22 protein-coding genes are annotated in these 24,603 nt (G+C 61.3%); 8 read left to right on the top strand and 14 right to left on the bottom strand.

Translation table 11 applies throughout. The features are described 5' to 3' along the window. Positions 1-24: 24 nt before the first annotated feature. Both LLY24_RS14660 and LLY24_RS14655 read right to left on the bottom strand, forming a co-directional pair. Entirely contained in the window at positions 25-729 is a 705-nt protein-coding gene (locus tag LLY24_RS14660; RefSeq protein WP_259037218.1) for a pseudouridine synthase, read from the bottom strand. Beyond that, on the bottom strand, positions 729-1,544 hold the full coding sequence (locus tag LLY24_RS14655) for an amidohydrolase (protein ID WP_259037049.1): 816 nt from the start codon (positions 1,542-1,544) through the stop codon (positions 729-731). Before LLY24_RS14655 ends, LLY24_RS14660 begins: the two co-directional genes overlap by 1 nt. A 106-nt stretch (positions 1,545-1,650) precedes the next feature. Between LLY24_RS14655 and rarD the strand changes: the two genes are divergently transcribed. The 6 genes from rarD to LLY24_RS14625 all read left to right on the top strand — a co-directional run bounded on the left by rarD (position 1,651) and on the right by LLY24_RS14625 (position 8,004). Beyond that, positions 1,651-2,577 carry an EamA family transporter RarD gene (rarD, locus tag LLY24_RS14650; RefSeq protein ID WP_259037048.1) on the top strand — a complete coding sequence of 309 codons (927 nt, stop codon included), beginning with the start codon at positions 1,651-1,653 and terminating at the stop codon, positions 2,575-2,577. 77 nt (positions 2,578-2,654) lie between these two features. Next, complete coding sequence (locus LLY24_RS14645; protein WP_259037047.1) at positions 2,655-4,370, top strand: SulP family inorganic anion transporter; 1,716 nt, start codon at positions 2,655-2,657, stop codon at positions 4,368-4,370. Between the two features lie 148 nt (positions 4,371-4,518). After that, positions 4,519-5,634, top strand: a complete 1,116-nt coding sequence (locus LLY24_RS14640) for an ABC transporter permease (protein ID WP_259037046.1) — start codon at positions 4,519-4,521, stop codon at positions 5,632-5,634. Further along, positions 5,628-6,437 (top strand): ABC transporter ATP-binding protein, encoded by an 810-nt coding sequence (locus LLY24_RS14635; RefSeq protein ID WP_259037045.1) that lies wholly within the window; start codon positions 5,628-5,630, stop codon positions 6,435-6,437. Before LLY24_RS14640 ends, LLY24_RS14635 begins: the two co-directional genes overlap by 7 nt. 5 nt (positions 6,438-6,442) lie before the next feature. Continuing rightward, on the top strand, positions 6,443-7,384 hold the full coding sequence (locus tag LLY24_RS14630) for an MlaD family protein (protein ID WP_259037044.1): 942 nt from the start codon (positions 6,443-6,445) through the stop codon (positions 7,382-7,384). After that, complete coding sequence (locus LLY24_RS14625; protein WP_259037043.1) at positions 7,381-8,004, top strand: ABC-type transport auxiliary lipoprotein family protein; 624 nt, start codon at positions 7,381-7,383, stop codon at positions 8,002-8,004. Before LLY24_RS14630 ends, LLY24_RS14625 begins: the two co-directional genes overlap by 4 nt. A 36-nt stretch (positions 8,005-8,040) precedes the next feature. On the opposite strand, the gene LLY24_RS14620 is transcribed toward LLY24_RS14625, so the two are convergent. The 10 genes from LLY24_RS14620 to LLY24_RS14575 form a co-directional block, all read right to left on the bottom strand. Further along, complete coding sequence (locus LLY24_RS14620; RefSeq protein ID WP_259037042.1) at positions 8,041-9,930, bottom strand: protein kinase domain-containing protein; 1,890 nt, start codon at positions 9,928-9,930, stop codon at positions 8,041-8,043. A gap of 46 nt (positions 9,931-9,976) precedes the next feature. Next, positions 9,977-11,245, bottom strand: a complete 1,269-nt coding sequence (locus LLY24_RS14615) for a 2-oxo acid dehydrogenase subunit E2 (RefSeq protein WP_259037041.1) — start codon at positions 11,243-11,245, stop codon at positions 9,977-9,979. Positions 11,246-11,325: 80 nt separating this feature from the next. Then, entirely contained in the window at positions 11,326-12,303 is a 978-nt protein-coding gene (locus LLY24_RS14610; RefSeq protein WP_259037040.1) for an alpha-ketoacid dehydrogenase subunit beta, read from the bottom strand. A gap of 4 nt (positions 12,304-12,307) precedes the next feature. Continuing rightward, on the bottom strand, positions 12,308-13,504 hold the full coding sequence (locus tag LLY24_RS14605) for a thiamine pyrophosphate-dependent dehydrogenase E1 component subunit alpha (RefSeq protein WP_259037039.1): 1,197 nt from the start codon (positions 13,502-13,504) through the stop codon (positions 12,308-12,310). 134 nt (positions 13,505-13,638) lie between these two features. Then, positions 13,639-14,412 carry an ABC transporter permease gene (locus LLY24_RS14600; protein WP_259037038.1) on the bottom strand — a complete coding sequence of 258 codons (774 nt, stop codon included), beginning with the start codon at positions 14,410-14,412 and terminating at the stop codon, positions 13,639-13,641. After that, a complete protein-coding gene (locus LLY24_RS14595; RefSeq protein WP_259037037.1) occupies positions 14,388-15,347 on the bottom strand; it encodes an ABC transporter ATP-binding protein in 960 nt (319 codons plus the stop codon). The genes LLY24_RS14600 and LLY24_RS14595 overlap by 25 nt, the downstream gene beginning before the upstream one ends. Further along, positions 15,344-16,549 carry an ABC transporter permease gene (locus LLY24_RS14590; RefSeq protein WP_259037036.1) on the bottom strand — a complete coding sequence of 402 codons (1,206 nt, stop codon included), beginning with the start codon at positions 16,547-16,549 and terminating at the stop codon, positions 15,344-15,346. The genes LLY24_RS14595 and LLY24_RS14590 overlap by 4 nt, the downstream gene beginning before the upstream one ends. Then, positions 16,533-17,465: a glycine betaine ABC transporter substrate-binding protein OsmF gene (osmF, locus tag LLY24_RS14585; protein ID WP_259037035.1), complete on the bottom strand. Its 933-nt coding sequence runs from the start codon at positions 17,463-17,465 to the stop codon at positions 16,533-16,535. Before osmF ends, LLY24_RS14590 begins: the two co-directional genes overlap by 17 nt. A 236-nt stretch (positions 17,466-17,701) precedes the next feature. Then, the gene (cysS, locus tag LLY24_RS14580) at positions 17,702-19,096 is read right to left on the bottom strand and encodes a cysteine--tRNA ligase (protein ID WP_259037034.1); all 1,395 of its coding nucleotides are present in this window, start codon (positions 19,094-19,096) and stop codon (positions 17,702-17,704) included. A gap of 12 nt (positions 19,097-19,108) precedes the next feature. After that, entirely contained in the window at positions 19,109-20,788 is a 1,680-nt protein-coding gene (locus LLY24_RS14575) for a glutamine--tRNA ligase/YqeY domain fusion protein (protein ID WP_259037033.1), read from the bottom strand. 166 nt (positions 20,789-20,954) lie between these two features. Here LLY24_RS14575 and LLY24_RS14570 point away from each other — a divergent pair, with 166 nt between their 5' ends. Continuing rightward, positions 20,955-21,455 carry a peptidylprolyl isomerase gene (locus LLY24_RS14570; protein WP_259037032.1) on the top strand — a complete coding sequence of 167 codons (501 nt, stop codon included), beginning with the start codon at positions 20,955-20,957 and terminating at the stop codon, positions 21,453-21,455. A 15-nt stretch (positions 21,456-21,470) separates the two neighbouring features. After that, on the top strand, positions 21,471-22,247 hold the full coding sequence (locus LLY24_RS14565; RefSeq protein ID WP_259037031.1) for a UDP-2,3-diacylglucosamine diphosphatase: 777 nt from the start codon (positions 21,471-21,473) through the stop codon (positions 22,245-22,247). A 134-nt stretch (positions 22,248-22,381) separates the two neighbouring features. Here LLY24_RS14565 and LLY24_RS14560 read toward each other — a convergent pair whose 3' ends face one another. After that, the gene (locus tag LLY24_RS14560) at positions 22,382-24,199 is read right to left on the bottom strand and encodes a SurA N-terminal domain-containing protein (RefSeq protein ID WP_259037030.1); all 1,818 of its coding nucleotides are present in this window, start codon (positions 24,197-24,199) and stop codon (positions 22,382-22,384) included. 108 nt (positions 24,200-24,307) lie between these two features. Continuing rightward, a complete protein-coding gene (gene hupB, locus LLY24_RS14555) occupies positions 24,308-24,580 on the bottom strand; it encodes a nucleoid-associated protein HU-beta (RefSeq protein ID WP_227391363.1) in 273 nt (90 codons plus the stop codon). Between the last annotated feature and the right edge of the window lie 23 nt (positions 24,581-24,603).

The following is a 24,603-nucleotide window of genomic DNA, read 5'->3' as shown; positions in this document are numbered from 1 at the left end:
TAAAGATAACGGTATAAACTCAGACTAGAAGAGTGCGATCTCGTCAGGCGTCAGTTCCCGCCACTCGCCTGGGGCAAGTTGGCTATCCAGCTCGATGGGGCCGATGGCGCGGCGGTGGAGCTGTTCGACGTGATTACCCACGGCGGCAAACATGCGCTTAACCTGGTGATAGCGCCCTTCGGTGATGCTGAGCTCGGCGCGCTGAGGCGATAAGAAACGCAGCTCGGCGGGCTGAGTGGGCGTCTCTTCGCCATCGAGCAGAACGCCTTCGCGCATCTGCTCGATGGCGCGCTGGGCGCGCTCGCCCTCCATGGCTTCGGCGAGTTCGGCCACGTATACCTTGGCGCAGCGGTGCTTGGGTGAGGTGATTCGATGCAGCCACTGGCCGTCGTCGGTCAGCAGCAAAAGCCCGGTGGTATCCACATCGAGCCTGCCTACGGGCTGAAGCCGCTCGGCCTTGGGCAGCTCGACCAAATCGATGGCGCGAGGGTAAAGGCCACGGCGCGCCGTGCATTCGATGTCGACGGGCTTGTGCAACATCACGTAGCGCAAGCCGATGAGCGCGAGCGTCTCCCCTTGCCAGCTAACACGATCCTGGTCGGGGTCGATCTGTAGCGCGCCCTGTTTGACCGGCTCGCCGTTCAGCGTTACTTCGCCGTTTTTGAGTGCGCGCTTGGCAAGGCTTCGGGTCAATGGGGTGGTTTCACCCAGAAAACGATCCAGCCGCATCATTGGCCGACCCCTTTGAGCAGAGTGAAACGGTCGGCATCCTGCCAGGCAGGGAATTTCTCACGAAATTGCCCCAGCGCGTCGAGATCGAGCGTGCCCGTTTCGATGAAGGGCGTGTTGGCGGGGTGATCGATCAGCGGCTCGCCTTTGAAGTCGACCAGCATGGAGTCGCCGCTGTAAGCGTTGCCCTTGGCATCGTCGCCCACTCGATTGACTCCAATGACGTAAGCAAGATTCTCTACCGCGCGGGCTTGCAATAGCGTGCGCCAGGGATGGCGACGCGGCGCGGGCCAGTTGGCAACGCAAAGCAGTGCGTCGTATTCGAAGTGCTCATTGTCTGCCTGCTGGCGCAGCCACACCGGAAAACGCAGGTCGTAGCAAACGCTGAGCAGAATCCGCGCGCCTTTGAGCGTAACGATCTTGCGTTCGTTCCCCATGGCGTAACGCTCGTGTTCGCCGGCCATACGAAATAAATGGCGTTTGTCGTAGGTGGACGTCTCGCCATCGGGAGTGGCCCAAATCAGGCGGTTAACGTACTCGCCCTGCTCTTCGATGGCGACGCTGCCCGTCATGACACAGCCGCGCGCTTTGGCCTGCCCTTGAAGCCAAGCCACGCTTTCGCTCGTGGCCATGGGCTGGGCCATTTCACGAGAGTTCATGGTGAAGCCGGTGGCAAACATCTCGGGTAGCACGATGAGATCGGTATCGCGACCGTCGAGCTCGCCAAGCAGCGTTTCCAGATGGGCATGGTTGGCCTTCGGGTCTTCCCAGCGCAGATCGCACTGCACCAGGGTCGTGGTCAGCTGTGACGCCATCGCTCTCTCCTCTTTTCCACGGCATTTTTCACTGCGTTCCAGCGCCATTTACCTCGGCCTGGATCGGTTGTGTGGTAGATTAGCATTTTTACTTAATGAGGCTGCTATGCACCCCCACCCCAGCGCCGAAAAAGAAGCGGCCAAAGGCGTTACCTTTGGTCTGGCCGCCTATGTCATGTGGGGATGTTTTCCGCTTTTCTTTGCCCTCTTCGACGGCGTACCGGCGGTCGAAATCCTGACCCACCGGATTCTCTGGTCGTGCCTTTTTCTCGTGCTATTGATCAGCCTGCTCAAGCGCTGGGCGCCAGTAAAAACTGCGCTTGGCCAGCCGCGCTTGCTCGCCCGCGTGCTGCTCTGCGCGCTTTTGATCGCCTTCAACTGGGGGATCTACATCTATGCGGTAGAGTCAAAGCACGTGCTGCAGGCGAGCCTGGGGTATTTTCTTACTCCGCTGGTCAATGTCGCCCTCGGGGTCATGGTACTTCACGAAACGCTCAAACGCTTACAGCTCGTAGCGTTGGGGTTGGCGAGCATCGGCATTGCCGCGCAGTTCACCCTGCTGGGGGAGCTTCCGTGGATCAGCTTGCTGCTGGCGCTGAGCTTTGGTGGCTACGGGCTCTTTCGTAAGCAGGTCGCACTCGATGGTCTTTCCGGGCTTTTCGTCGAGACACTATTACTTTTGCCGCTGGCGCTCATTGCCTTGACGTGGCTAAGCGCCAGCGGTGTATCGCACTTTTTGGCAGAAGAGCCTCACATTACTGGGCTACTGCTGGCCAGTGGCGTACTCACGGCGCTACCGCTGATGGCCTTTGCCGGTGCGGCACGACGGCTGCGCCTGGCAACGCTTGGGTTTCTTATGTACATCAACCCAACGCTTCAGTTTTTCATCGCTTTACTCGTTTTTGGCGAGCCACTAAGTAAGGTGCAGTTGGCGACCTTCGTGTTCATTTGGGCAGGCCTTGCGCTCTACTCCTGGTCAACCTGGCAGTCGCGCCCGCGCAGCGCCCCCACAGCAAGTGAAGAAACCGTTTAGCAGCGAGCGCTACGCCTTCGCCTCGAAGATGCGTTAGGCTGAGGGCTCACCACGCTGCATAGAGATATCTAATACGGATGCTGCGACGCTACTTTCCTCTCCTCGATTGGCTGCCCCACTACCATCGCCGCCTGCTGGGCGCTGATCTGCTAGCGGGCGCCATCGTGACCGTGATGGTGATTCCGCAGTCGCTGGCCTATTCACTTTTGGCCGGGCTTCCGGCCATCGTTGGGCTCTACGCAAGCCTCCTGCCTCAGCTGCTGTATACCCTGCTCGGCACTAGCCGCACCCTCGCCGTTGGCCCCGTGGCGATCATCGCCTTGATGACCGGCGCGGCCCTTTCGGCGGTAGCCGAGCCGGGTAGTGCTCGCTACCTGGATGCGGCACTGATTCTGTCGCTGCTGTCGGGGCTCATGCTGGTGGCGATGGGCTTTCTGCGTATGGGCTTTTTCAGCAACTTCTTGAGCCACCCGGTCATCTCGGGGTTTCTTACTGCAGCGGGGCTTTTGATAGCCGTAAGCCAGTTGGGCAATCTCATGGGCATCGAGAGTAGCGGCTATACCCTGGTAACGCGTCTGGCAAGTCTGTGGCCCGAACTTCCCCACCTCAATCTACCGACACTCGCCATTGGCTTAGGCACGTTGGCCTTTCTCGTTTTTCTGCGCCGCCGGGGGCGCTCGGCTCTCATCACACTGGGCACACCGCTCGCAGCGGCAGATCTATTGGTCAAGGCAGGGCCAGTGCTTGCCGTCGTCGTGACTACCTGGCTTACCTGGCAGCTCCAGCTCATCGATCATGGCGTCGCGGTGGTGGGCCACGTACCCAGCGGTTTACCCGCGTTCAGCTTCCCCTGGCAGGAGGCGTCTCTTTGGCGGGCGCTGCTCGTGCCCGCCGCCTTGATCAGCCTCGTCGGCTTCGTCGAGTCGGTATCCATGGGGCAAATGCTCGCTGCCAAACGGCGTCAGCGGATCGCCCCCAATCAGGAGCTGGTCGCCCTCGGCGGCGCCAACCTCGCCGCCGGGCTCACCAGCGGCATGCCGGTCAGCGGTGGGCTCTCGCGCACCGTGATCAACCACGATGCCGGTGCCCAAACGCCGGCTGCCGGCGCGTTTGCGGTGCTGGGCATCGGCATCGTCACGCTTGCGCTCACCGATTGGCTCTACTTTCTCCCTATCGCCACGCTGGCGGCGACCATTACGGTCGCGATCTTGACCCTGGTCGACATGCCCACTTTGCGGCGCACTTGGCGCTACTCGCGCAGTGATTTTGCTGCCATGGCGGCAACGATCCTACTCACCCTGCTCGAAGGTATCGAAATCGGCATCATCGGCGGCGTCACGCTCTCTATCGCGCTCTTTCTCTATCGCACCAGCCGCCCCCACAGCGCTCTGGTCGGGCGCCTACCGGGCAGCGAGCACTTTCGCAACATGCAGCGCCACGAGGTCGAAACGCTCGATCACGTCGCGTTTTTACGCATCGACGAAAGCCTCTACTTCGCCAACGCGCGCTATTTGGAAGATACCCTCTACAACCTAGTCGCACGGCGCCCTGAGCTCGAAGAGGTGGTGCTGATCTGCTCGGCGGTGAATCTTATCGATGCCTCGGCGCTGGAGAGCCTTGAAGCCATCAATGCGCGCCTAAAAGATGCCAACGTCACCCTGCACCTTTCGGAGATCAAGGGGCCGGTCATGGACCGGCTCAAACGCAGTGATTTTCTCGACGCCTTGACCGGACGCGTCTTTCTTAGCACTTACGCTGCCTGGCGCGAGTTTTCCAGCGCTGAAAGCCGCTGATCCACACGCTGGGTTTTCATAAGCTAGGTTTTCATAAGCTAGGTTTTCATAAACTAAGCTATTCATCAGCCATAGATTTTAGGAAACTGTTTCGACGGACTCATGTTTTAACGAACGGCGCTTGTCCAGAACCCCACAAGGAGCAGGGATGCAAAGCAGGTGGTTAACCGTCGAGGACGAAGCGTTACACCTCAAGGGCGAATGGGTGTTGGCCCACTACCGCTCGATCAAGCAGGCGATTGGCGCCATTGATGCCCCGAATGATACCACTGAGCTCTCCCTCGACGGGATCGAGCGGCTGGATACCGCCGGGGCAGCGCTGCTCATTCAGCTCGTAGGGCTTGAGCGCGTGCGCGACATCGAGCAGTGGGCGCCGTCGCTGCCCGCCGAGCAGCGTGCGCTGCTTTTGCGTATTGCCGACTCCACCAACGAATCCCTCGACGTCGAAGAGGCGTCGCTCTCGCGCCCGGTTCAGGCACTGGTAACCGTTGGCAAGCAGATGGAGGGACTATGGCATCAGCAGCGCCAGCTGCTCGCCTTCGTGGGGTTGGTCATCGAGACCTTTGCCCGCCTCTTGTTCACGCCTCGACGCTGGCGAATCACGGCGATGACCGCGCACATTCAGCAGAGCGGGTTCAACGCCGTGCCTATCGTGGCGCTTTTGACCTTTATGGTCGGCGCGGTGGTCGCTTTTCTGGGGGCGACGGTGCTCGAGGATTTCGGCGCCACCGTCTATACCATCGATCTGGTGGCGTTCTCGTTCATGCGCGAGTTTGGCGTGCTGCTCGCCGCCATTTTGCTCGCCGGGCGTACCGCCAGCGCCTTTACCGCCCAGCTCGGGGCGATGAAATCCAACGAAGAGATCGACGCCCTCAAGGCCAACGGCCTCGACCCGGTGGAGCTCTTGGTGCTACCACGGGTGATGGCGATGCTGATCAGCCTGCCGCTGTTGGCCTTCATCGGTATGCTGAGCGGGCTGTTGGGTGGCGCCATGGTATGTGCCATGGCGCTGGATATCTCCTTTACCCAGTTCATGAGCGCCATCGAGGACGACATGTCGGTGCGCCACTTGCTGCTGGGGTTGAGCAAGGCGCCGGTTTTCGCTTTCGTCATCGCCGTCATCGGCTGCCTCGAAGGCTTCAAGGTCAGCGGCAGCGCCCAGTCCGTGGGGGCGCATACGACGTCGAGCGTGGTGCAGTCGATCTTCATGGTCATTTTGATCGATGCCGTGGCCGCTCTCTTCTTCATGGAGATGGGATGGTGAACACGACCGATAAACAAGCGCCGGTGATCCGCGTCGAGGGTCTGGTCAATCGCTTCGGCAGCAAGACCGTTCACGACGACCTTGACCTGACGCTCGAACGCGGTGAAATTCTTGGCGTCGTCGGCGGCTCGGGCACCGGTAAGTCGGTGCTACTGCGCAGCATTGTGGGCCTCAAGCGACCCGACGCGGGGCGCATCGAAGTGTTGGGAGAACGTCTCGATCAGTTGAGCGACAGCGAGCGTAGCCGGGTCGAGCGACGCTTTGGCGTGCTCTTCCAGCAAGGGGCACTGTTTAGCTCCTTGAACCTGCAGGAGAACATCGCCCTACCGCTGATCGAACACGCCCACCTGCCACGCGAAGACGCCGAATATCTGGCGCGCATCAAGCTCGCCCTGGTGGGGCTTTCACCCGATACGGCGCTGCAGTATCCGCAGTCGCTCTCCGGTGGCATGATCAAGCGCGCAGCGCTCGCCCGCGCGCTTGCCCTGGACCCAGACATTCTCTTTCTCGACGAGCCCACCGCAGGACTCGACCCTATCGGCGCCGCCGCCTTCGACGAGCTCTTGGTGACGCTACGCGATGCCCTGGGCTTTAGCGTCTTTTTGGTCACCCACGATTTGGATACGCTCTACGCCGCCTGCGACCGCGTGGCCGTGCTCTCGCAAAAGCGCGTTCTGGTGGCCGACACGCTCGAGCGCGTCGCCGCTACCGACGACGACTGGATCCAAGACTACTTCAACGGCCCGCGAGGGCGCGCTGCCCAAGGCGCGCACTCGACTTCCTCTTCTTCCACGCAGGAGTGATGCACATGGAGACACGTGCCCACCACGTAATGATTGGCCTCTTCACCCTGCTCACGGCAGCGGGTGCGCTGCTGTTCGCGCTATGGATGAGCTACGCCTCGGGCAAGCACGACTACCAGCCCTACCGCATCGTCTTTCAGCGCAGCGTTAGCGGCCTCTCGGAGGGTAGCGCCGTGCAGTACAACGGCATCGAGGTGGGTGACGTCACCGAGCTGCGTTTGAACCCCAACGACCCTCGCCAGGTGATCGCCAACATTCGTGTGATTGCCGATACGCCGATCAAGATCGATACCCGGGCAAGCCTGGCACTGGGGAGTATTACCGGCAGCATGAGCGTGCAGCTGAGCGGCGGCGCGCCCGATAGTCCCTTACTTACCGAGCGCAGCGACGCCGAGGTGCCCGAGATCACCGCCGATCCTTCGCCCATCGCCACCCTGCTTGAGCGCGGCGAAGAGACCATCGACAACCTCAACGCCATTCTCGAGAACATCAATACGCTGTTCGACGACGACAACCGTCAAAATGCGGGCGACATTCTCGCTAACGTCGCGACCATCACCCGTATGATCGCAAGCCAAGAGGATGCTTTAGACGAGAACATGGCGCTATTCGGCGACGCCACCCGCGAAGCCAATGCCACACTCGAAAGCATCCGCGCGCTGAGCGACGAAACCACCCGTCTGATGCGTGAAGATGGCCGTTCGGTGATGGCCAGCGCGTCCCAGGCAAGCGAAGACATCGCCCGCGCCGCCCAGCGTCTCGATGCCCTGATCGATCAAAATGCCGGTGCCGTAGAGCGTACCCTTCGCGGTACTCAGGACATCGCCCCGGCGCTAGCGTCGCTACGCTCGACGCTGAGCACGCTCGACCGCATCACTCGCGAGCTGGAAGAGAGCCCCGCCAACTTCATTTTGGGGCGTGACAACATCGAGGAGTTCCGTCCATGAAGCTAGCCTTAACCCCTTGGCTTGGCGCGCTGGCGCTGGTGAGCCTTTCGGGCTGTTCGCTCTTGCCCAAGAGCGATCCAAATACGCTGTATCGCCTTCCCGCCGAGCCTATCGCTGCCGCTAACGTGCAGATCGACCAGCGCCTAGCGGTCGCCACTCCCGAGGCCGATCAGCTGCTTTCTAGTAACCGTATCGTGGTCTTCCCCGAGCGCAGCGTGGTCAATGTCTACCAAGGGGCACGCTGGTACGACGACCTGCCCGACCTGCTCCAGGCTCGCCTTATCGATGGCTTGGAGGAGAGCGCGCTCTTCAAAAGCGTGGCCAGCGACCAGCTCCCGAGCGACCTGATTCTGCTAAGCGAGCTGCGCCAGTTTCAGAGCGCTTATACCACTACGCCGCCCACCGTTACGGCCCAGCTCGATGTGCATCTGGCACGCGAAAGCACTCGCGCCACGCTTGCCTCCCAGCGCTTTAGCGTGTCGCAACAGACGTCCAGTGTCGCCATCGAGGACGTAGTCGATGCCTTCGGCGCCGCCAGCGACGAACTCACTCGCCAGCTTGCTCAGTGGCTTGCTCGCGAAGTGCCGACGCTTTCGGCTCAAGTGAGCGCAGCGCGCTAACGTTAACGTCCTGGGTTAACTGGCAGGGTTAGCGTGCTAGGAATTAAGCGGTGAGCGCGGATCGCGAGGATAGAAGCGTTCGGGCTGGCAGGCTTGATGAGCGAAGTGGCGGGTATCTTTATAGGGCATCTTCATGAACCCCGACACGCCCAGCCCCTCTATCTGGTCGAGCGAGGCCAAAATGGTATCGAGCTGGCGGCGAAAGGCGGCCTCTTGCGAGGTATCCAGCAGACGGTAGTAGCTGTGAAGCTTGAGATGACGCGGCAGCGCCTCGAAGATGATCATACCGGTATGGTGAATGTCGTTGAGCGCCCTTAGCGCGGTCATGATCGCAGGCGGCAGCGCCAGCAGCTCTTCAGGGTCAGGCCCGTCTTCGAAGTAGCTGTGCAGGCGGCTGCGATTTTCGATCTCGGGCATGGCGCTGACCTCGTAACGAATGGCCATATCCGGGGCGGCCACAAAGGGCGAAGTGACGCTCTCACGCTCGATGTGCAGCGTTTGGCGGGCATTGAACAGACAGCTTTTAAAGATTCCCTGGCGCGTTATAGCGCGCGCAAGGCTTACCATATTGTTGACCGCCTGGACGAACGCCGGTTTTAGCGCCGCGTCGTGAAGATTGAGCGATGAGTCGATATAGACGCCCTCCTGCTCCCAGCGTACCGCAAGCCCACCCACCACGGGATAGCGCCCCAAACGGCTGACGGCCGCTAAAAACGCCTTCTCGGTATCGCCCATGCCTTGCATGAACTGCTTGTAGTAGCGATCAAGCTGCACATCGTCGACCGCATCCAGCGGCGCCTCGGCGCTGGCCTCACGCAAGAACGCCTTGCGCGAGCTGTACACCACCGTCTCGATCTCCTCCTCGGCAGCACGCGTCCACACCGGCACCTGAGGCCGCTCGGCGGGTGCATCTAGATCGACCATCACCGTACGCGCCATGCGCGGCATCGCCGCTAAGAAGTAATCGCCCGCCCGGCGGCGAAGCGCGGCATCGGGCGCCAGCATGGCATCCAGCATGCGCGCGAACTCGCGTGGCAGCCCCAGAGAGCTCGCCGGGATCGCCTTGGCGCCAAAGCGACACGACTGCCCTGAGGCCAGAGCGTAGAGCGTGGCCGCCACGCCCTGCTCGTCAAAGCGCGGTGAGGAAAGCGCCCCGCTAAGCTGCTCCTCGCCAATAAAGTAGACATCCCCCAGGCGAGCATTGGTTTGCTGAAGATGATCCGACATCAGCGTCATCACGCTGGTATGGGCAAAGTGGCCCTCGGCGTCGAGCTGGGCGAACACCGATGAGCCCCAGTCGATCAGTGCCACCGTTTCACTGCGCGGATCGAAGACCAGATTGGAGGGTTTGATATCCCCGTGAACGACGGGGCGCTGAAGGCGCTGAGGTGCTTCTCGACTGCGCTCGGGCAGCGGAGTTTGCGCGCCGCGAAGAAAGATCAGAATGTCGGCCAACTGAGCGGCGATTTTGATCACCAGCCGCGGTGACAGGCGCCCCTGGCGTAGCGAGATCTCCTCCAGGTTCCAACCCGGTGCGCGCTGCATGACCAGAATCGACTGCCCGCGCACCCGCTGGAAGGCGACCAGCGCCGGTACCCGAGGATGCGCCACCTGATCGAGCATGAACGCCTCCTCCTCCAAGCGTTCCTGCAGATGGTGCGCGAGAGTGATGCGCGAGAACTTGAAAACGACGTGCGCGTTTTCGGGCGCTTCTTTTGATTCAGGCGCGTCACTAGGACGACGACCGGCAAAGACGAACCCATAGGCGCCCTTGCCGATCAGCTCGATCTGCTCGTAGCCCAGTCGCGCAAGCTGGGTTTGGCATAGCGCAACCCAATCCTTAAGCTTGCGCGCATCGCGGTGGCTGAGCAGATAGATCGACTGCTCCTCGGGAATGTAGAACTGCTTCAGCGCGGCCTGACTCATCGGTGCGCTCCTACCTCGACGCTATCGTGTTCAACCGAAAATCCCCCTAGCGCAGGTGCAGCAGTAGGGTATCGGGCGCCTCCAGGTAGCCCTTCCAGGCGTTACAGAAGCGCGCAATGGTGCCGCCATCGATGAAGCGATGATCGCCAGCCCAGGTTACGGTGGCGATGGCCCGGCGGACCACCGCCCCCTCGGCGTCGAAGCGCGGCAGCCACTGGCTCTTGCCGATTGCAACGATGGCGGCTTCGGGCGCGTTGATGATTGGCGCGGCGTAGGTGCCACCCAAGGCGCCAATGTTGGAGATGGTAATGGTGCCCCCGCTCATGTCCTTGGCATCGACGCGGCCTTCGCGGGCGGCCTGGGTTAGGCGCCCGATCTCCTGGGCGAGTTCGAACAGCGAGCGCTGCTCAACGTGCTTGACGTTAGGCACGATGAGCCCTGCCTTGCCGTCCACCGCCATCCCGATATGGCAACCATCGCTGTAGAGAATATTCTCGGCGGCGGCGTCCAAACGCGCATTGACCAGCGGATAGGCGTCTATGGCCAGCGCCAGCGCCTTCATGAAAAAGGGCATCAGCGTCAGCCGCTCGCCCTTGGCGGCGACCTCTTCCTTGAGCCGTTCGCGCAGCGCCAAGAGCGCCGTCACATCGATCTCTTCGCCGTAGTGAAAGTGGGGAATAGTGCTAACCGAAGTGACCATACGCTTGGCCATGACCGCGCGCATCCCCTTGAGCGGCTCGCGGCGTGGCGCTACCGCCTCGCCCGCTGTGCGTGCAACATCGGCCTGGGTGCTTTTCGTCCCATCATCCTCTTTCAAACAAGCAAGCACGTCCTCTTTCAACACGCGCCCGCCGCGGCCGCTGCCGTCGATATCGTCGAGCGTGAGCCCATGCTCGCGCACCAGGCGACGCACCGCCGGGCTTGCCGGGGTTTTGTGGGGCGCTTTCGGGCTTACGTTTGCACTCGCGTCGCTCAACGCTGCCGATTCGTATTTTTCCGGGGCTTTTGTTTTTGCCGGTTCTTTACCCTGCTCGTTATCTTCGCCCTGTCTCTCCTCCTCGCTCTCCCCTTCGCCCTCGCCTTCGCCGCGATAGGCATATAGGGGTGCGTGTACGCGGGCGACCTTGCCTTGTGCCACGTAGAGGCGCGTGACCACCCCAGCCTCCGGAGCGGTGATCTCGACCAGCGCCTTATCGGTCATGACTTCGACGATGGGCTGGTCTTCGGCGATACGGTCGCCCTCGTTCACCAGCCACTCGACCACTTCACACTCGACGATCCCCTCGCCGATATCGGGTAGTAAGAAATCGCTCATTGCTGCTCTCCTGTATGCGGATGACTTGTCTTGGCCTGGGCGCGTTTAGCGCACCTATTGAGTGCGCCTAAAAGGCCGGCCTAGAACGTCACGCTGGCGCGAATCGCCTCGAAGATCTTCAAGTGGTCGGGCAAGTACTCCTTCTCCAATATCAGCGGAAAAGGCGTATCGAGCCCGGTGACGCGCGCGATGGGCGACTCCAGGTAGAGAAAGCAGCGCTCTTGGATGGTGGCGGCGATCTCACCGGCAAAACCGCCGGTCAAGGGCGCCTCGTGGGAGACGATCAAGCGCCCGGTTTTGAGCACCGAGTTACTCACGCAGTCGACGTCCCAGGGCAGCAGCGTGCGCAGGTCGATAACCTCACACGAAATGTCCTGCTCTTCGGCAAGGCGGGCCGCGTTGAGAATCACCTCCATCTGCGCGCCCCAGCCCACCAGGGTGATGTCGCGTCCCTCTTGTACTACCTCGGCCGTTCCTAACGGCAGTACGTAATCCTCTTTAGGCACCTCGCCGGTGGCCGCGCGGTAGAGGCGCTTGGGTTCGAGAAACAGCACCGGATCAGGATCGCGGATGGCGCCGAGCAGCAGGCCCTTGGCCTGGTAGGGGTCGCGGGGCACGACGACCTTGAGCCCTGGCGTATGGGTGAAGTATGCCTCGGGGGACTGGGAGTGGTAGAGCCCTCCCGCTATGCCGCCCCCATAGGGCGTGCGAATGGTCAGACCGCCGACGTTGAACAAATTGCCCGAGCGGTAGCGGAACTTGGCGGTTTCGTTGACGATCTGGTCGAAGGCGGGAAAGATGTAGTCGGCAAACTGAATCTCGGCGACCGCGACCGAGCCCTGCGCGGCCAGGCCGTTGGCAAAGCCGATGATGCCCTGCTCGACCAGCGGCGTATTGAAGCAGCGCGCCTTGCCGTACTTCTCCTGCAGGTGGCTCGTGGCGCGAAAGACGCCGCCGAAAACGCCCACGTCTTCTCCAAAGCAGATCACTTTTTCGTTATCGGCCATGGCGATGTCCAACGCGCTGTTGATCGCCTGTAGCATGTTCATGGTGGGCATGGCGTCACTCCGCTTGGGCATCGTTGGCAAGCTTAACGGCATCGAGCGAGGCCGCACCGCGTGGGTAAGCGTCGGGGTAGCAGCGAATATGCGCTTTGAGCTCATCGAGCTGGTGGCGTAGCGCGGGCGTCACCTCGGCGTAGACGTCTTCGATGAGCGATTCGAGCGGCGGCGGGGGCTGTTTTTCGGCGCGTTTCATGGTCGCCAAAATGTCGCTGCGTAGCCGCTCCTGCTCGGCGCTCTCCTCATCCTCACTCCACCACTGCTTCGCCATCATCCAGGCTTTCATCCGCGCGATGGGGTCTTTGCTGCGCCAGGTCTCCTCCTCTTTTTTGGAGCGATAGCCCGATGGATCGTCCGAGGAGGAGTGCGCTGCCAGGCGGTAGGACATGGCCTCGATCAATACCGGTTGGTTATGCTCAACGGCCAGCTTACGGGCCGCGCGCGTGGCCTCCCACACCGCCAGCACGTCGTTACCGTCGACCCGAATGACGTGCATGCGATAGCCAAAGGCGCGCGGGGCGATACCGTCGGCGGCGAACTGCTCGACCGCCGGCGTGGAAATGGCGTAGCCGTTGTTACGACAGAAAAAGATCACCGGCACGCGATGCACCGAGGCCATATTGAGTGCGGCGTGAAAGTCGCCTTCGGAGGCCGCGCCCTCGCCGAAGAAGGTCAGCGTGCATTTGCCCTTACCCGCCAGTTTCTGGCCGTAGGCGTAGCCCGTGGCCTGGGGAATTTGCGTTGCCAGCGGCGACGAGATGGTCATGTAGTGCAGCGCTTGCGAGCCGTAGTGAATCGGCATCTGGCGCCCTTTGCCGTCGTCCAGCGCGTTGCCAAAGAGCTGGTTCATGAACGCCTCGATACCAAAACCGCGATACATCAGCGCCCCCTGCTCGCGGTACTGGGCCATGATCATGTCGTCGTCGTGGAGCGCGGCCGTGGCGCCCACGACGGCCGCCTCCTCCCCGGTACTCTGCATGTAGAAGCTCAGCCGCCCCTGGCGCTGCGCCGCCATCATGCGCTCGTCCAGAAGCCGGGTGGCCAGCATGGCGTGGTAGAGCCTGCGCGCGTGGTCACGCTCTAGCGCGGGTTCCTGGGCGCCGTCATAAAGCGCACCGCTTGGATCGAGTAGTGCAAAGGTAGGAATCGAGACTTCGTCGCCGGTCATGAAGCTCGGCGTGAAGATAGTATTTGCCATGACGTTTGTCCTTGTTATTGCCCCTTTTGAGGGCAGTGTTGTCGCTCCAGCCCGTTTTTGCCAGAGGATTTCTCCGCCAAAGGGCGAGCCGACAACACGAGACTAACGCAGGCGTTTGGCTTTAGGGATTCAACTTAAGCTGCAGATCTGCTCGTCTTGAGACGTTGTTGCAGCATATCGAACAGACTATCGACGGTGAGCGCCAGCAGCGCGATCACCACCGCGCCCTGGACGATGTAGGCGGTATTGTTGTTGATGATACCGGCAATGATGGGATCACCCAGATTGCTCGCTCCCACCGTGGCACCCAGCGCTGCCGTGGCGATATTGATGGTCACCGAGGTACGCACTCCGGCCAGGATGATCGGCATGGCCAGGGGCAGCTCGACGCTTATCAGCACCTGCCAGGGGGTCATCCCCATGGCCCGAGCAGCGGTTTTGACCTCGGCATCGACGCCCAAAAGCCCCGAAAGCGTGTTGCGCACGATGGGCAAAAGGCCATAGAGCAGCAGCGCCATGATGATGGGCCAGGTGCCGAAGCCGATGGCGGGGACGGCCAGCGCAAGCACTGCTACGGGCGGAAAGGTTTGCCCTAGCGAAGCTAGCTGGGCCACCAGCGGCATGAAATCACGGCCGCGCTTGCGGGTCACCGCAATACCCGCCAACACCCCGAAAACGATACCGGCAAGTGCTGCCACAGCGACCACCGAGAGATGACGCCATAGCAGCGTGGCAAAGCTCGCGCGGGTATAGACGACCTGGCGCGCATCAGGCTCGAACAGGCGAAAAAGTGCCTCCAGATGGGGCATGCCCAACACGCAAAGCGCGAGCAGGCTGGCCCACACCAGCGGCCAGCGCCACTGCAATGGCGCAGCGCGCGACTTCACGGCGACGTTGGCTGTTCCCACTGGGTCTCCTTGATCAAGCGGCGTAGGGAGAGCTCGCCCACGGGGACATCCTTGCCGTCCACCACCGTCAGGCGCTCGGCGTGATCGCGCAGCATGATTGATAGCCCCTGGCGCAGGCTGGCATCGATGCTGATGCGCGACGCCGAGGGTAGGCTCGGCCCCAGGGAGCCCATATGATCGCGCACGCGCATGAGAGCGGCCTGCTTGAGCCCGCGTTCGAGCCCGCCAAGCAGCGACTCGACGAACGGGTCTTCGGGCGCACGCAAAAGCGCTAGGGGCGAACCCTGCTGAACGATGCGCCCGGCGCGCATGATCACCAGGTGATCGGCGAGGCGCAGTGCCTCGTCCATGTCGTGGGTGACGAAGACGATGGTCTTGTGCAGCGACGACTGCAGCCGCGCGACCTCCTCTTGGAGCTTTTCCCGGGTGAGCGGGTCGAGCGCGCCGAAAGGCTCGTCCATCAGCAGGATATCCGGGTCACCCGCCAGCGCACGGGCCACGCCGACGCGCTGAGCTTGGCCGCCGGAGAGCTCGTGCGGATACTTGTGCGCCAGCTCGTCGAAAGACAAACCCAATAGCGCCATCAGTTCGGCCACGCGCGCCTCGATGCGCTCTTTGGGCCAGCGCAGCAGCCGTGGCACCAGGGCAATATTGCGGGCGACTCGCCAGTGAGGAAAAAGGCCGGTGTGCTGAATCACGTAGCCAATGCGTCGGCGAAGCTGCACCGGGTCGACGCTGTCGATGGGTTGGCCATCGAGGCGTATCTCGCCGCCATCGTGGGCGATGAGGCGGTTGATCATGCGTAGCGTGGTCGACTTGCCGCAGCCCGACGTGCCGACCAGGGCGCACACCTTGCCGCTCGGCACGCGCAGGCTTATCCCCTCGACCGCTGCAACGCCGCCAAAGCGTTTTTCCACGTCGATGAGTTCGATCATTGCATGCCCTCGGGTCGAAGTCGTTCGGCTAGTGCACCGAGGCTGGCGTCGACGAGTAGCGCCAGCACCAGGATAGGCAGCGCGCCGAGCAGTACCATGTCCATGGCAGCCTGCCCCAGCCCCTGAAAGATGAAGGTGCCAAGCCCGCCCGCACCAATCAGTGCCGCCACCGTAGCAAGGCCAATGGCCTGAACCGCAGTGATACGCACGCCTTCGATCAGCACCGGTAGCGCCAGCGGCAGGCGCACTTGCCAAAAACGCTGGGCGCTACGCATGCCCATGGCCGTGGCGGCCTCAAGCGTGGCCTCATCGACTTCATCGAGCGCGGTGTAGGTATTGCGTACCATGGGTAAGAGACTATAGGCCACCAGCGCGATCAATGCGGGTGCCATGCCGATACCGCTGACACCCAAGCGCGCTAGCAAAGGCACCTGGCTTGCCAACCACGCCAGCGGCGCCAACAGCAGGCCAAAGAGCGCAAGACTGGGAATGGTTTGAACGAAATTGAGTAACGCAAAGCCCAAGCGATTGAGCCGCGAGAAGCGCCGCATGGCAAGCGCTAGGGCAAGCCCTAGCACGACGCTTAGCGACACCGAGACGCCCACCAGCACCAAGTGCTGCTGCAGAGCACGCATGAACTGCGCGTCGCGCGCCTTGAACTCTTGCACCAGTGCTACATGATCGAGCCAACTCAGCGCGCACAGCCACCAAACGGCGGCGACGAAACATAGCAGCAGCGCTGGCCATAGGCGCGAGAGCTTAAGCCGCAGGCGCACTTCCACCAGCGCTAGCAGCATGACGAAGAGTAAACACCAGAAACCGCCGCTTACGCCCAAGCGCGCCTGGGGCATATCCGGCTCGATCAATAGCGCCCCTGCCACCATAAGCCCAAAGGGCATCAATAGCAGTAATAGCGCAATGATGATGAGCTGAGCACTGTAGAAACGCTTCTGCGGCGTCAACGCCAGGGCCGCTAAGGCGGCGATGAGTACGCTGACCAGCAGCGCGCCGGGCAGCCCCAAGGCTTGCCATAGCATAAAGCCGCTGCCCGGCACGATGCGGTTGGGCGCAATCGAGACGCTATCCACCGACCATAGCAGCATGAGCAAGCCAAGGCTCAGCGTGATTAAAACGATGTTGGGCACAAAACACTTATCGCTGCCTTGGCGGGCAGTACGTTCTTCTTTACTGATCGCTGTCATCGCTATCCCGATCCAGCTCTTCGAGATAGTCACGAGCGACCTGATCGGCCGATAGGCCGTTGACCGCCACGTCGGCGTTGAGCTCGCGCAGCGTGGTTTCATCGAGGGTCGCGAAGAGCGCTTCGAGCGGGGCCTGCATCTCGGGGTAGCGCTCGAGCACCGCGTGGCGCACGGTAGGCGCAGGCTGATAGACCGGCTGTACGCCTTGGGTGTCTTCAAGCACCACCAAGCCCAAGGCGACCAGACCGCCATCGGTGCCATAGGTCATGGCCGCATTGACGCCGCTGGTGCCCTGGGCCGCCGCGCGCATGGTCGCGGCGGTATTACCGCCGGAAAGCACCAGCAGTTGATCGTCGCTCAACTCGAAACCGTAGGCCTGTTGAAACGCGGGAAGCGCCTGGGGCGATTCGACGAACTCAGCGCTGGCGGCAAATTTGAACTCGCCATCCTCTTCCAGGTAGCGCGCCAAGTCTTCCAGGGTGACGAGATCGTGCTCCTCGGCCAGATCGCCCCGCACGCTCATCGCCCAGGTATTGTTGGCGCTGGCAGGCGCCAGCCAAACGATACCCTGCTCGGCATCGCGTTCGCGCACGGCGTCATAGGCCTGCTCGGGGTCGGTCCATACCGGGCTATCCGCCATGTCGAAGAAAAACGCGCCGTTGCCGGTGTACTCCGGGTAGAGGTCGATCTCCCCTGCCAGCAGCGCATTGCGCACCACGCTGGTCGCTCCTAGCTGGAGGCGGTTTTCGACCGGAATATCATGATGCTCCAGCGTCTGGATAATGAGCTCGCCCAGTACCGCCCCTTCGGTGTCGATCTTCGATGACACGACGATGGGGTCATCGGCAAGCGCGGAGGAAACGGCTGTACCCAGGGCAAGTGCCGTGACAACGGCAGAGAGAGGCAGAAGGCGCATATCGATGAATCCTATATCGGGTGTCGATTCTCGAGCGTATTACCCGAGGATGCTGGGTCATATCCTTATGTACGTAGATACACGTCGCCGAAACACGTACCGCCTGCGTGGTAACCGCTCAACGGATCCATGCATACCCAGCACCCGCCTCAAGCGAACGGGGCTGGGTATGGTCGGCATGCTTTTTAAGGTAGAGCGGATACGCCAACAACTCCAGCCGTTACTACGCTCCGTTACTACGACTCCAATACCCATGTCGTGCCTTCGCGGGAGTCCTTGAGCACGATGCCGAGTGCGGCCAGCTCGTCGCGGATGGCGTCGGCGCGGGCGAAGTCGCGGGCTGCCTTAGCGTCTTGGCGTGCCTGAATACGTGCAAGTATCTCCTCCTCGCTCAACGGCATGGCCTGCTGCCCCCCTTTGAGAAAGCGCTCCGGCGCCTGCTGCAAAAGCCCCAGAATGCCGCCAAGCTCTTTGAGTTCGCGAGCGAGCGCTCGGCACGTTTCAACGCTCTCCTGGCGATGGCGATTGACGTCGCGGGCAAGCTCGAACAGTACCGCCAGCGCTTCGGGCGTATTGAAGTCATCGTCCATCGCCGCCAAAAAGCGCGCACGATACGGCGACTCACCCGACTCTGCAGGTGCCTCACCTTCTAGCGCAACGCCATCCAGAGCGGTATAGAGGCGAATCAGCGATTTGCGGGCTTCGACCAACGACTCGGTGGAGTAGTTGATCGGGCTACGGTAGTGGCTCGCCACGAGTAGAAAGCGCACCACTTCGGCATCGTGTTCGGCCAATACATCGCGGATGGTGAAGAAGTTACCCAGCGATTTGGACATCTTCTCCTGGTTCACCCGCACCGCACCCGCGTGCATCCAGGTATTGACGTAGGTCTTGCCGGTAGCCGCCTCGGATTGGGCAATCTCGTTTTCGTGGTGGGGAAAGGTCAAGTCCGGCCCGCCGCCGTGAATGTCGAAGGTCTCGCCCAGGCAGCAGGTCGACATCGCCGAGCACTCGATGTGCCAGCCAGGGCGACCCGCGCCCCAGGGCGAATGCCAGTGCGCCTCACCGGGCTTGGCCGCTTTCCATAGCACGAAGTCGAGCGGGTCTTGCTTGTGCGCATCGACCTCGACGCGTGCCCCCGAGAGCATGTCGTCGAGCTTACGGTTATTGAGCTTGCCATAGTCGGCGAACTCACGTACCCGGTAGTAGACGTCACCGTTATCGGCGGCGTAGGCGTAACCCTTGTCGATTAGCGTTTCGATCATCGCCACGATCTCGTCAATATGCCCCGTTGCCTTGGGCTCTTGAGAGGGCGGCAGCACACCAAGACGCGCTTCGTCTTCGTGCATGGCGTCGATCATACGCTCGGTGAGTGCGGCGATGCTCTCGCCGTTCTCCTCGGCACGCTTGAGTATCTTGTCGTCGATGTCGGTGATGTTGCGCACGTAGGTGACATCGTAGCCCCGGGCACGCAAGTAGCGGGTGATGACATCGAAGGCGACCATGACCCGGGCGTGTCCCAGGTGGCAGTAGTCGTACACCGTCATTCCGCACACATACATGCTCACCTTGCCCGGCACCAGCGGGGTGAAGGGCTCCTTACGACGCGTCAGGGTATTGTAGATTTGCATACGCCCTCGTCCTTAGCCTTTCTGCTTGATCTTCGCCCAGCTGTCCTTCAGCCCGACGGTGCGGTTGAACACCAGTTTTTCCGGCGTCGAGGCGTGGCGGTCGGCACAGAAGTAACCGACCCGCTCGAACTGATAGCGCGCCTCGCTCTCGGCGCCAGCTAGGCTCGGCTCACCGATCGCCTGACATACGCTAAGCGATGCAGGATTGAGGTGTTCGAGAAAATCAGCGTCCTTGTCGCGATCAGGCTGTTCGACCATGAAAAGATTGTCGTAGAGACGCACTTCCATGGGCACGCCGTGCGCCGCGCTAACCCAGTGGATCACGCCCTTGACCTTACGCCCTTCGGGGTTTTTGCCTAGGGTGTCGAAATCCACCGAACAGCGCAGCTCAATGATCTCGCCAGCGGCATCCTTGATCACCTCGTCGCAGCGAATCACGTAGCTATTGCGCAGGCGCACTTCCTTGCCCGGCGCCAGGCGGAAGAACTTCTTCGGCGCATCTTCCATGAAATCGTCGCGCTCGATGTAGAGCTCGCGGGTGAAGGGAACCTTACGCAGCGGCATGTCTTCCCGCGCCGGGTGACCAGGCACTTCGTACACTTCCTCAAAGCCCTCGTCGACGTTGGTGAGCACGACTTTGAGCGGGTCGAGCACGCACATGGCGCGCGGCGCGTTGTCTTCGAGATCCGACCGGATGGCGTGGGTCAGCATGGCGATGTCGACTAGGCCACCGTCGGCGCGGGTCACTCCGATCATCTCGCAGAACTTACGGATCGAAGCCGGGGTGTAGCCGCGACGGCGCATGCCTGAAATGGTCGGCATGCGCGGGTCGTCCCAACCGTCGACGATGCCTTCGTCTACCAGCAGCTTGAGCTTACGTTTGGAGGTCAGGGTGTAATTCAGGTTGAGCCGGGCGAACTCGATCTGGCGCGGCTTACACGGCACCGGCAGGTTGTTCAAGAACCACTCGTAGAGCGGGCGATGGTCCTCGAACTCCAGGGTGCAGATGGAGTGGGTTACCCCTTCGATGGCGTCCGACTGGCCGTGAGTGAAGTCGTAGGAGGGGTAGATCTTCCACTGATCACCGGTCTGGTGGTGATGGGCGTGGCGAATACGATAGAGGATCGGATCGCGCAGATTGATGTTGGGCGAGGCCATGTCGATCTTGGCGCGTAACACCTTCTCGCCTTCGCCGAATTCACCCAGGCGCATCTTTTCCAACAACGCGAGGTTCTCATCGACGCTCCGCTCGCGATAGGGGCTCGGCTTTCCAGGCGCGGTGAGCGTACCGCGATATTCGCGAATTTCATCGGGTGAAAGATCGTCGACGTAGGCCTTGCCCTCACGGATCAGGTGCTGGGCCCAGGCATAAAGCTGCTCGAAGTAGTCCGAGGCGTAGCGCACCTCGCCTGCCCACTTAAAGCCCAGCCACTGGACGTCTGCCTTGATCGCATCGATATAGGCCTGCTCTTCCTTGGCCGGATTGGTGTCATCGAAGCGCAGGTGACACTGTCCACCCAACTGCTCGGCGAGGCCAAAGTTCAGACAGATCGACTTGGCGTGGCCAATGTGCAGAAAGCCGTTGGGCTCGGGGGGAAAGCGCGTCACGATGTTGGTGACCTGGCCGCCCTCGATCTCTTCGCGTAGCTGATTACGAATGAAGTTTGGCGCTGGGGTGGTCTCGTTGGTCATGTTGGCTCGATAACCTCGTGGTGGATACGAGCTCGGCCACCGCGTATCGCCTCGCCGAGGGGCGATAACCGCAACACGCTTCGCGGTGCCGAGCAAAACCGCTATTATAACGTGACGCCATTGCACAGCGCCAAGGCGAACGCCTTTAATGAACAGGAATTTATCGATGATCGTATTACAGACCAACTTCGGTGACATCACCATCGCTCTCAATCACGAGAAAGCGCCCGCCACCGCAGCCAACTTCGAGCAGTACGTTCGCGACGGCTTTTACGACGGCACCCTGTTCCACCGCGTTATCGACGGTTTCATGATCCAGGGCGGCGGCTTCGATCAGGAGTTCAATCAAAAACCCACCCGCGACCCCATCGAAAACGAAGCCGACAACGGCCTCCACAACACCATCGGCACGCTGGCCATGGCGCGCACCCAAGACCCCCACTCGGCGACCGCACAGTTCTTCATCAACGTCGGTGACAACGCCTTCTTGAACCATAGCGGCAAAAGCCTGCAGGGCTGGGGCTACGCCGTTTTCGGCGAAGTCGTCGAGGGGATGGACGTAGTCGAGCGGATCAAGGGAGTCAGCACCACGCGCCGGGGCATGCACGCCGACGTGCCCGCCGAAGACGTGGTCATCGAGCGCGCCTACGTCAAAGAAGACGCTTGATTCGGGGTGGTTTTAATGCGCACGCTGCTCGTAGCCGATCTACATTTGAGCCCTGAGACCCCAGAGGTCAATCAGGGCTTCTACCGCTACCTGGAGACCACGGTCAAGGGCGCGGATGCGCTCTATGTGCTGGGCGATCTCTTCGACGCCTGGATCGGCGATGACCTTCTGGATCATCCCACGCCGCTCACCGCCGTTGCCAATGAGGTGATCCTGCGGCTAAAGACGCTCAGCGATAGCGGCACCGCCGTGCACTTTATGCACGGCAACCGCGACTTTCTCATCGGTGAGCGCTTTGCCGAGGCCGCTGGGGCTTCGCTCATGCCCGAAGAGCAGGCACTAGAGATCGAGGGGCTAGCGCTAGTTGTGCTTCACGGCGATAGCTTATGTACGCGTGACGACGCCTACATGGCCTTTCGTCAGCAGTCGCGCAGCGAGGCCTGGCAAGGGCAAATTCTCGCCCTACCCATCGAACAGCGCCTGGAGCTTGCCAAAAGTCTGCGCCTGCAGTCTGGCGAGGCCAATGCCAACAAGGCCGAAGCGATCATGGACGTAACCCCCGAGGAAGTCGTGGCACGGATGCAGCGCCACGGCGTTTCGACTCTGATTCACGGCCATACGCATCGTCCCAAGGTACACGACCTCGTCGTCGAAGAGGTGCCCGCCAAGCGCTACGTGTTGGGTGACTGGGGAGACGGCTACGGCTGGGACATCGTCATCGAAGCGGTGGATACAGGCCTTCCCACTCCTGCGTTGCGTCAGTTCCCGCTCGGCGCACCGCCAGCGCCTTGAGAGGTGCGTAAGCGCTAGAAAAAACGCCATATAAGTCGGCGCAAAGAAAAACCGGCCTCTTTCGAGACCGGTTTTTTTGTTACTTACCTCTCACACGCAGCTAACTAGCGCGTCCATACGGGTTTACGCTCGAGTTAGCGCTCGATATCGGCATCGCTGCGCAGGTCATCGATCAGCCCTTGCACCACGGCCTGGGCGCGCAGTTGCTCGGCCATACGTGCAACGAAGCTTTCCAGCTCATCGTCGACCTCGCCGGTGGTGACCTCATCGACAGCGATAATGGCTACTCCTTGGGGCACATCAGCCATGCCGAAGCGACTTTCGCCTTCGGCGGGCCGCGCCAAGCGAAACGCTTCCTGGGCAATCGCTTCAGGCACGGTCGCACTGTTTTGGCGCGTTACGCTAACCGGGCCTACCCAGTCGATATCAGCGCTTGCGCCACTGCGTAGCTCCCTTAGCTGGGCTTGCGCCTGCTCGCGCAGCGCATCGAGACCGAGCTGAGCCTGAACGCGGGCCACGACCTCATCGCGCACCTCATCCAGCGGCAGCAGCGTGGCGTCGCGATGCTCGGCAACACGCAGCACCAAGCGCCGGTCGTCACCAAGCTCGATCACTTCGCTGTTATAACCCTCGCCCAGCACTTCGGGGCTGAAGGCTTCGGCCATGACGCCGGGCTCGGAGAGCACGTCGTCACCTTCGTCCCGCCCCAACCAGTCGGTTTGGTGGAGCTCGAGCCCCAGGTCGTCGGCCACGCTTTGCAGATCTTCGGCAGCAAAGCTTTCGTCGATCAGGCGCTGGACCTGCTGGTTGAACTCGCCATCGACCTGGCTTAGCGCTGCTTGTTGACGCAGTACCTCACGCTGCTGCTCAAACGAAGGGGCTAGCACTTCGTCGGCACGAATGATGTGGAAAGCATCGTTCATTTCGACCGGCGCCGAAACTTCGCCTTCGAGCAGCGCAAACGCCGCCTCATCGAAGGGGGCATCGAAGATGCCGCGACCGGTCACGCCGAGATCGCCGCCCTGCTCGGCCGAAACCAGATCGTCGGAGTAGCGCTGGGCAGCGGTGGCGAAGTCTTCACCGGCATCGAGCTCATCGACGATTTGCTCGACGCGCGCTTCGGCTTCTTCACGAGTGCGCTCGGTGCCGTAGGTGACCATGATATGCGACAAACGCCGGTCGGCGTTCTGGTTCTCTTCGCGGTAGGCCGCCATGAGTTCGTCGTCATCGACGGCGATGCCTTCGGCCATACGCTCACGGTCGAGCAAAACGTACTCGACGCGCACCTGCTCGGGGCGCATGAAGTCCGCTTCGTTATCGGCGTAGTAGGCTTGTAGCTGCTCGTCAGTCGGCGACTGCTCGGCAGCTACGTTGGCGCCATCGAGAATCGTATAGCGGATCTCACGCTGCTGGCGCTGAAGCTCGGCTAGACGTGCCTGCTCGCTGGGCAGGGTGAAATCGCTGAAAGCGAGCCCCTGCTGCAGTTGCTGACGAGTGATATCGACGCGCAGCATCTGGCGAAACGACATCGGCGTGTAACCGGCACTTGCCAAGCGATTGCGGAACATATCGGCCGAGAAGTGGCCATCGGCATCTTGAAATTCAGGTAGATTAACGATCATCTCATCGAGTTGATCGTCGGAGACGTAAAGGCGACCGTCCTCGGCGTACTGGCGCAGCAGTTCGTCGACGATCAGCTGGTCGAGCATGTCGTTACGCAGGGCCCGCTCCTGCTCTGGGGGCACCTGGCCCGAACGCAGCGCACGCTGCACTTCGAGTTCCACTTGCTGGCGCATGATGGGTTCGCCATTGACGCTGGCGACTTCATCGGGGTCGCTACCGAATATACCAAACAGCGACTCCACGCCAAACAGGGCCATGGCCGCGACCATGAGGCCGATGATTATCTTGGCTCCCCAGCTCTTGGAGCCATCTCGAATACTTTGCAGCATGCTCGCCTCAGCTATACACAGCGCCGATCAGCGCCCTTTTGGTGGGCATAAATAACATGGGCGCATCGAAATCGATGCGCCCATTGCGTCATAGCCTACGCCGTAGAATCAGTTAACGGCGTCTTTCAGTGCTTTACCGGCTTTGAAGCTCGGTACTTTGGCAGCACTGATCTCGATGGGCTGACCAGTCTGGGGATTGCGTCCCGTACGCGCTGCGCGCTCTTTGATAGCGAAGGTACCAAAACCGACGAGAGATACGCTATCGCCCTTCTTGAGGCTATCGGTGACAGACTCCACCATGGCATCCAATGCACGGGTTGCTGCCGCTTTGGGAATGTCCGCAGACGCAGCAATGGCTTCAATCAGCTCAGACTTATTCACTCTTCACCCCTTGACTGTTTCAT

The organism is Halomonas dongshanensis (assembly GCF_024790395.1).
GTDB lineage: Bacteria > Pseudomonadota > Gammaproteobacteria > Pseudomonadales > Halomonadaceae > Vreelandella > Vreelandella dongshanensis.
The sequence above is the reverse complement of the archived record's forward strand: the minus strand, read 5'-3'. Positions and strand labels throughout refer to the sequence as shown.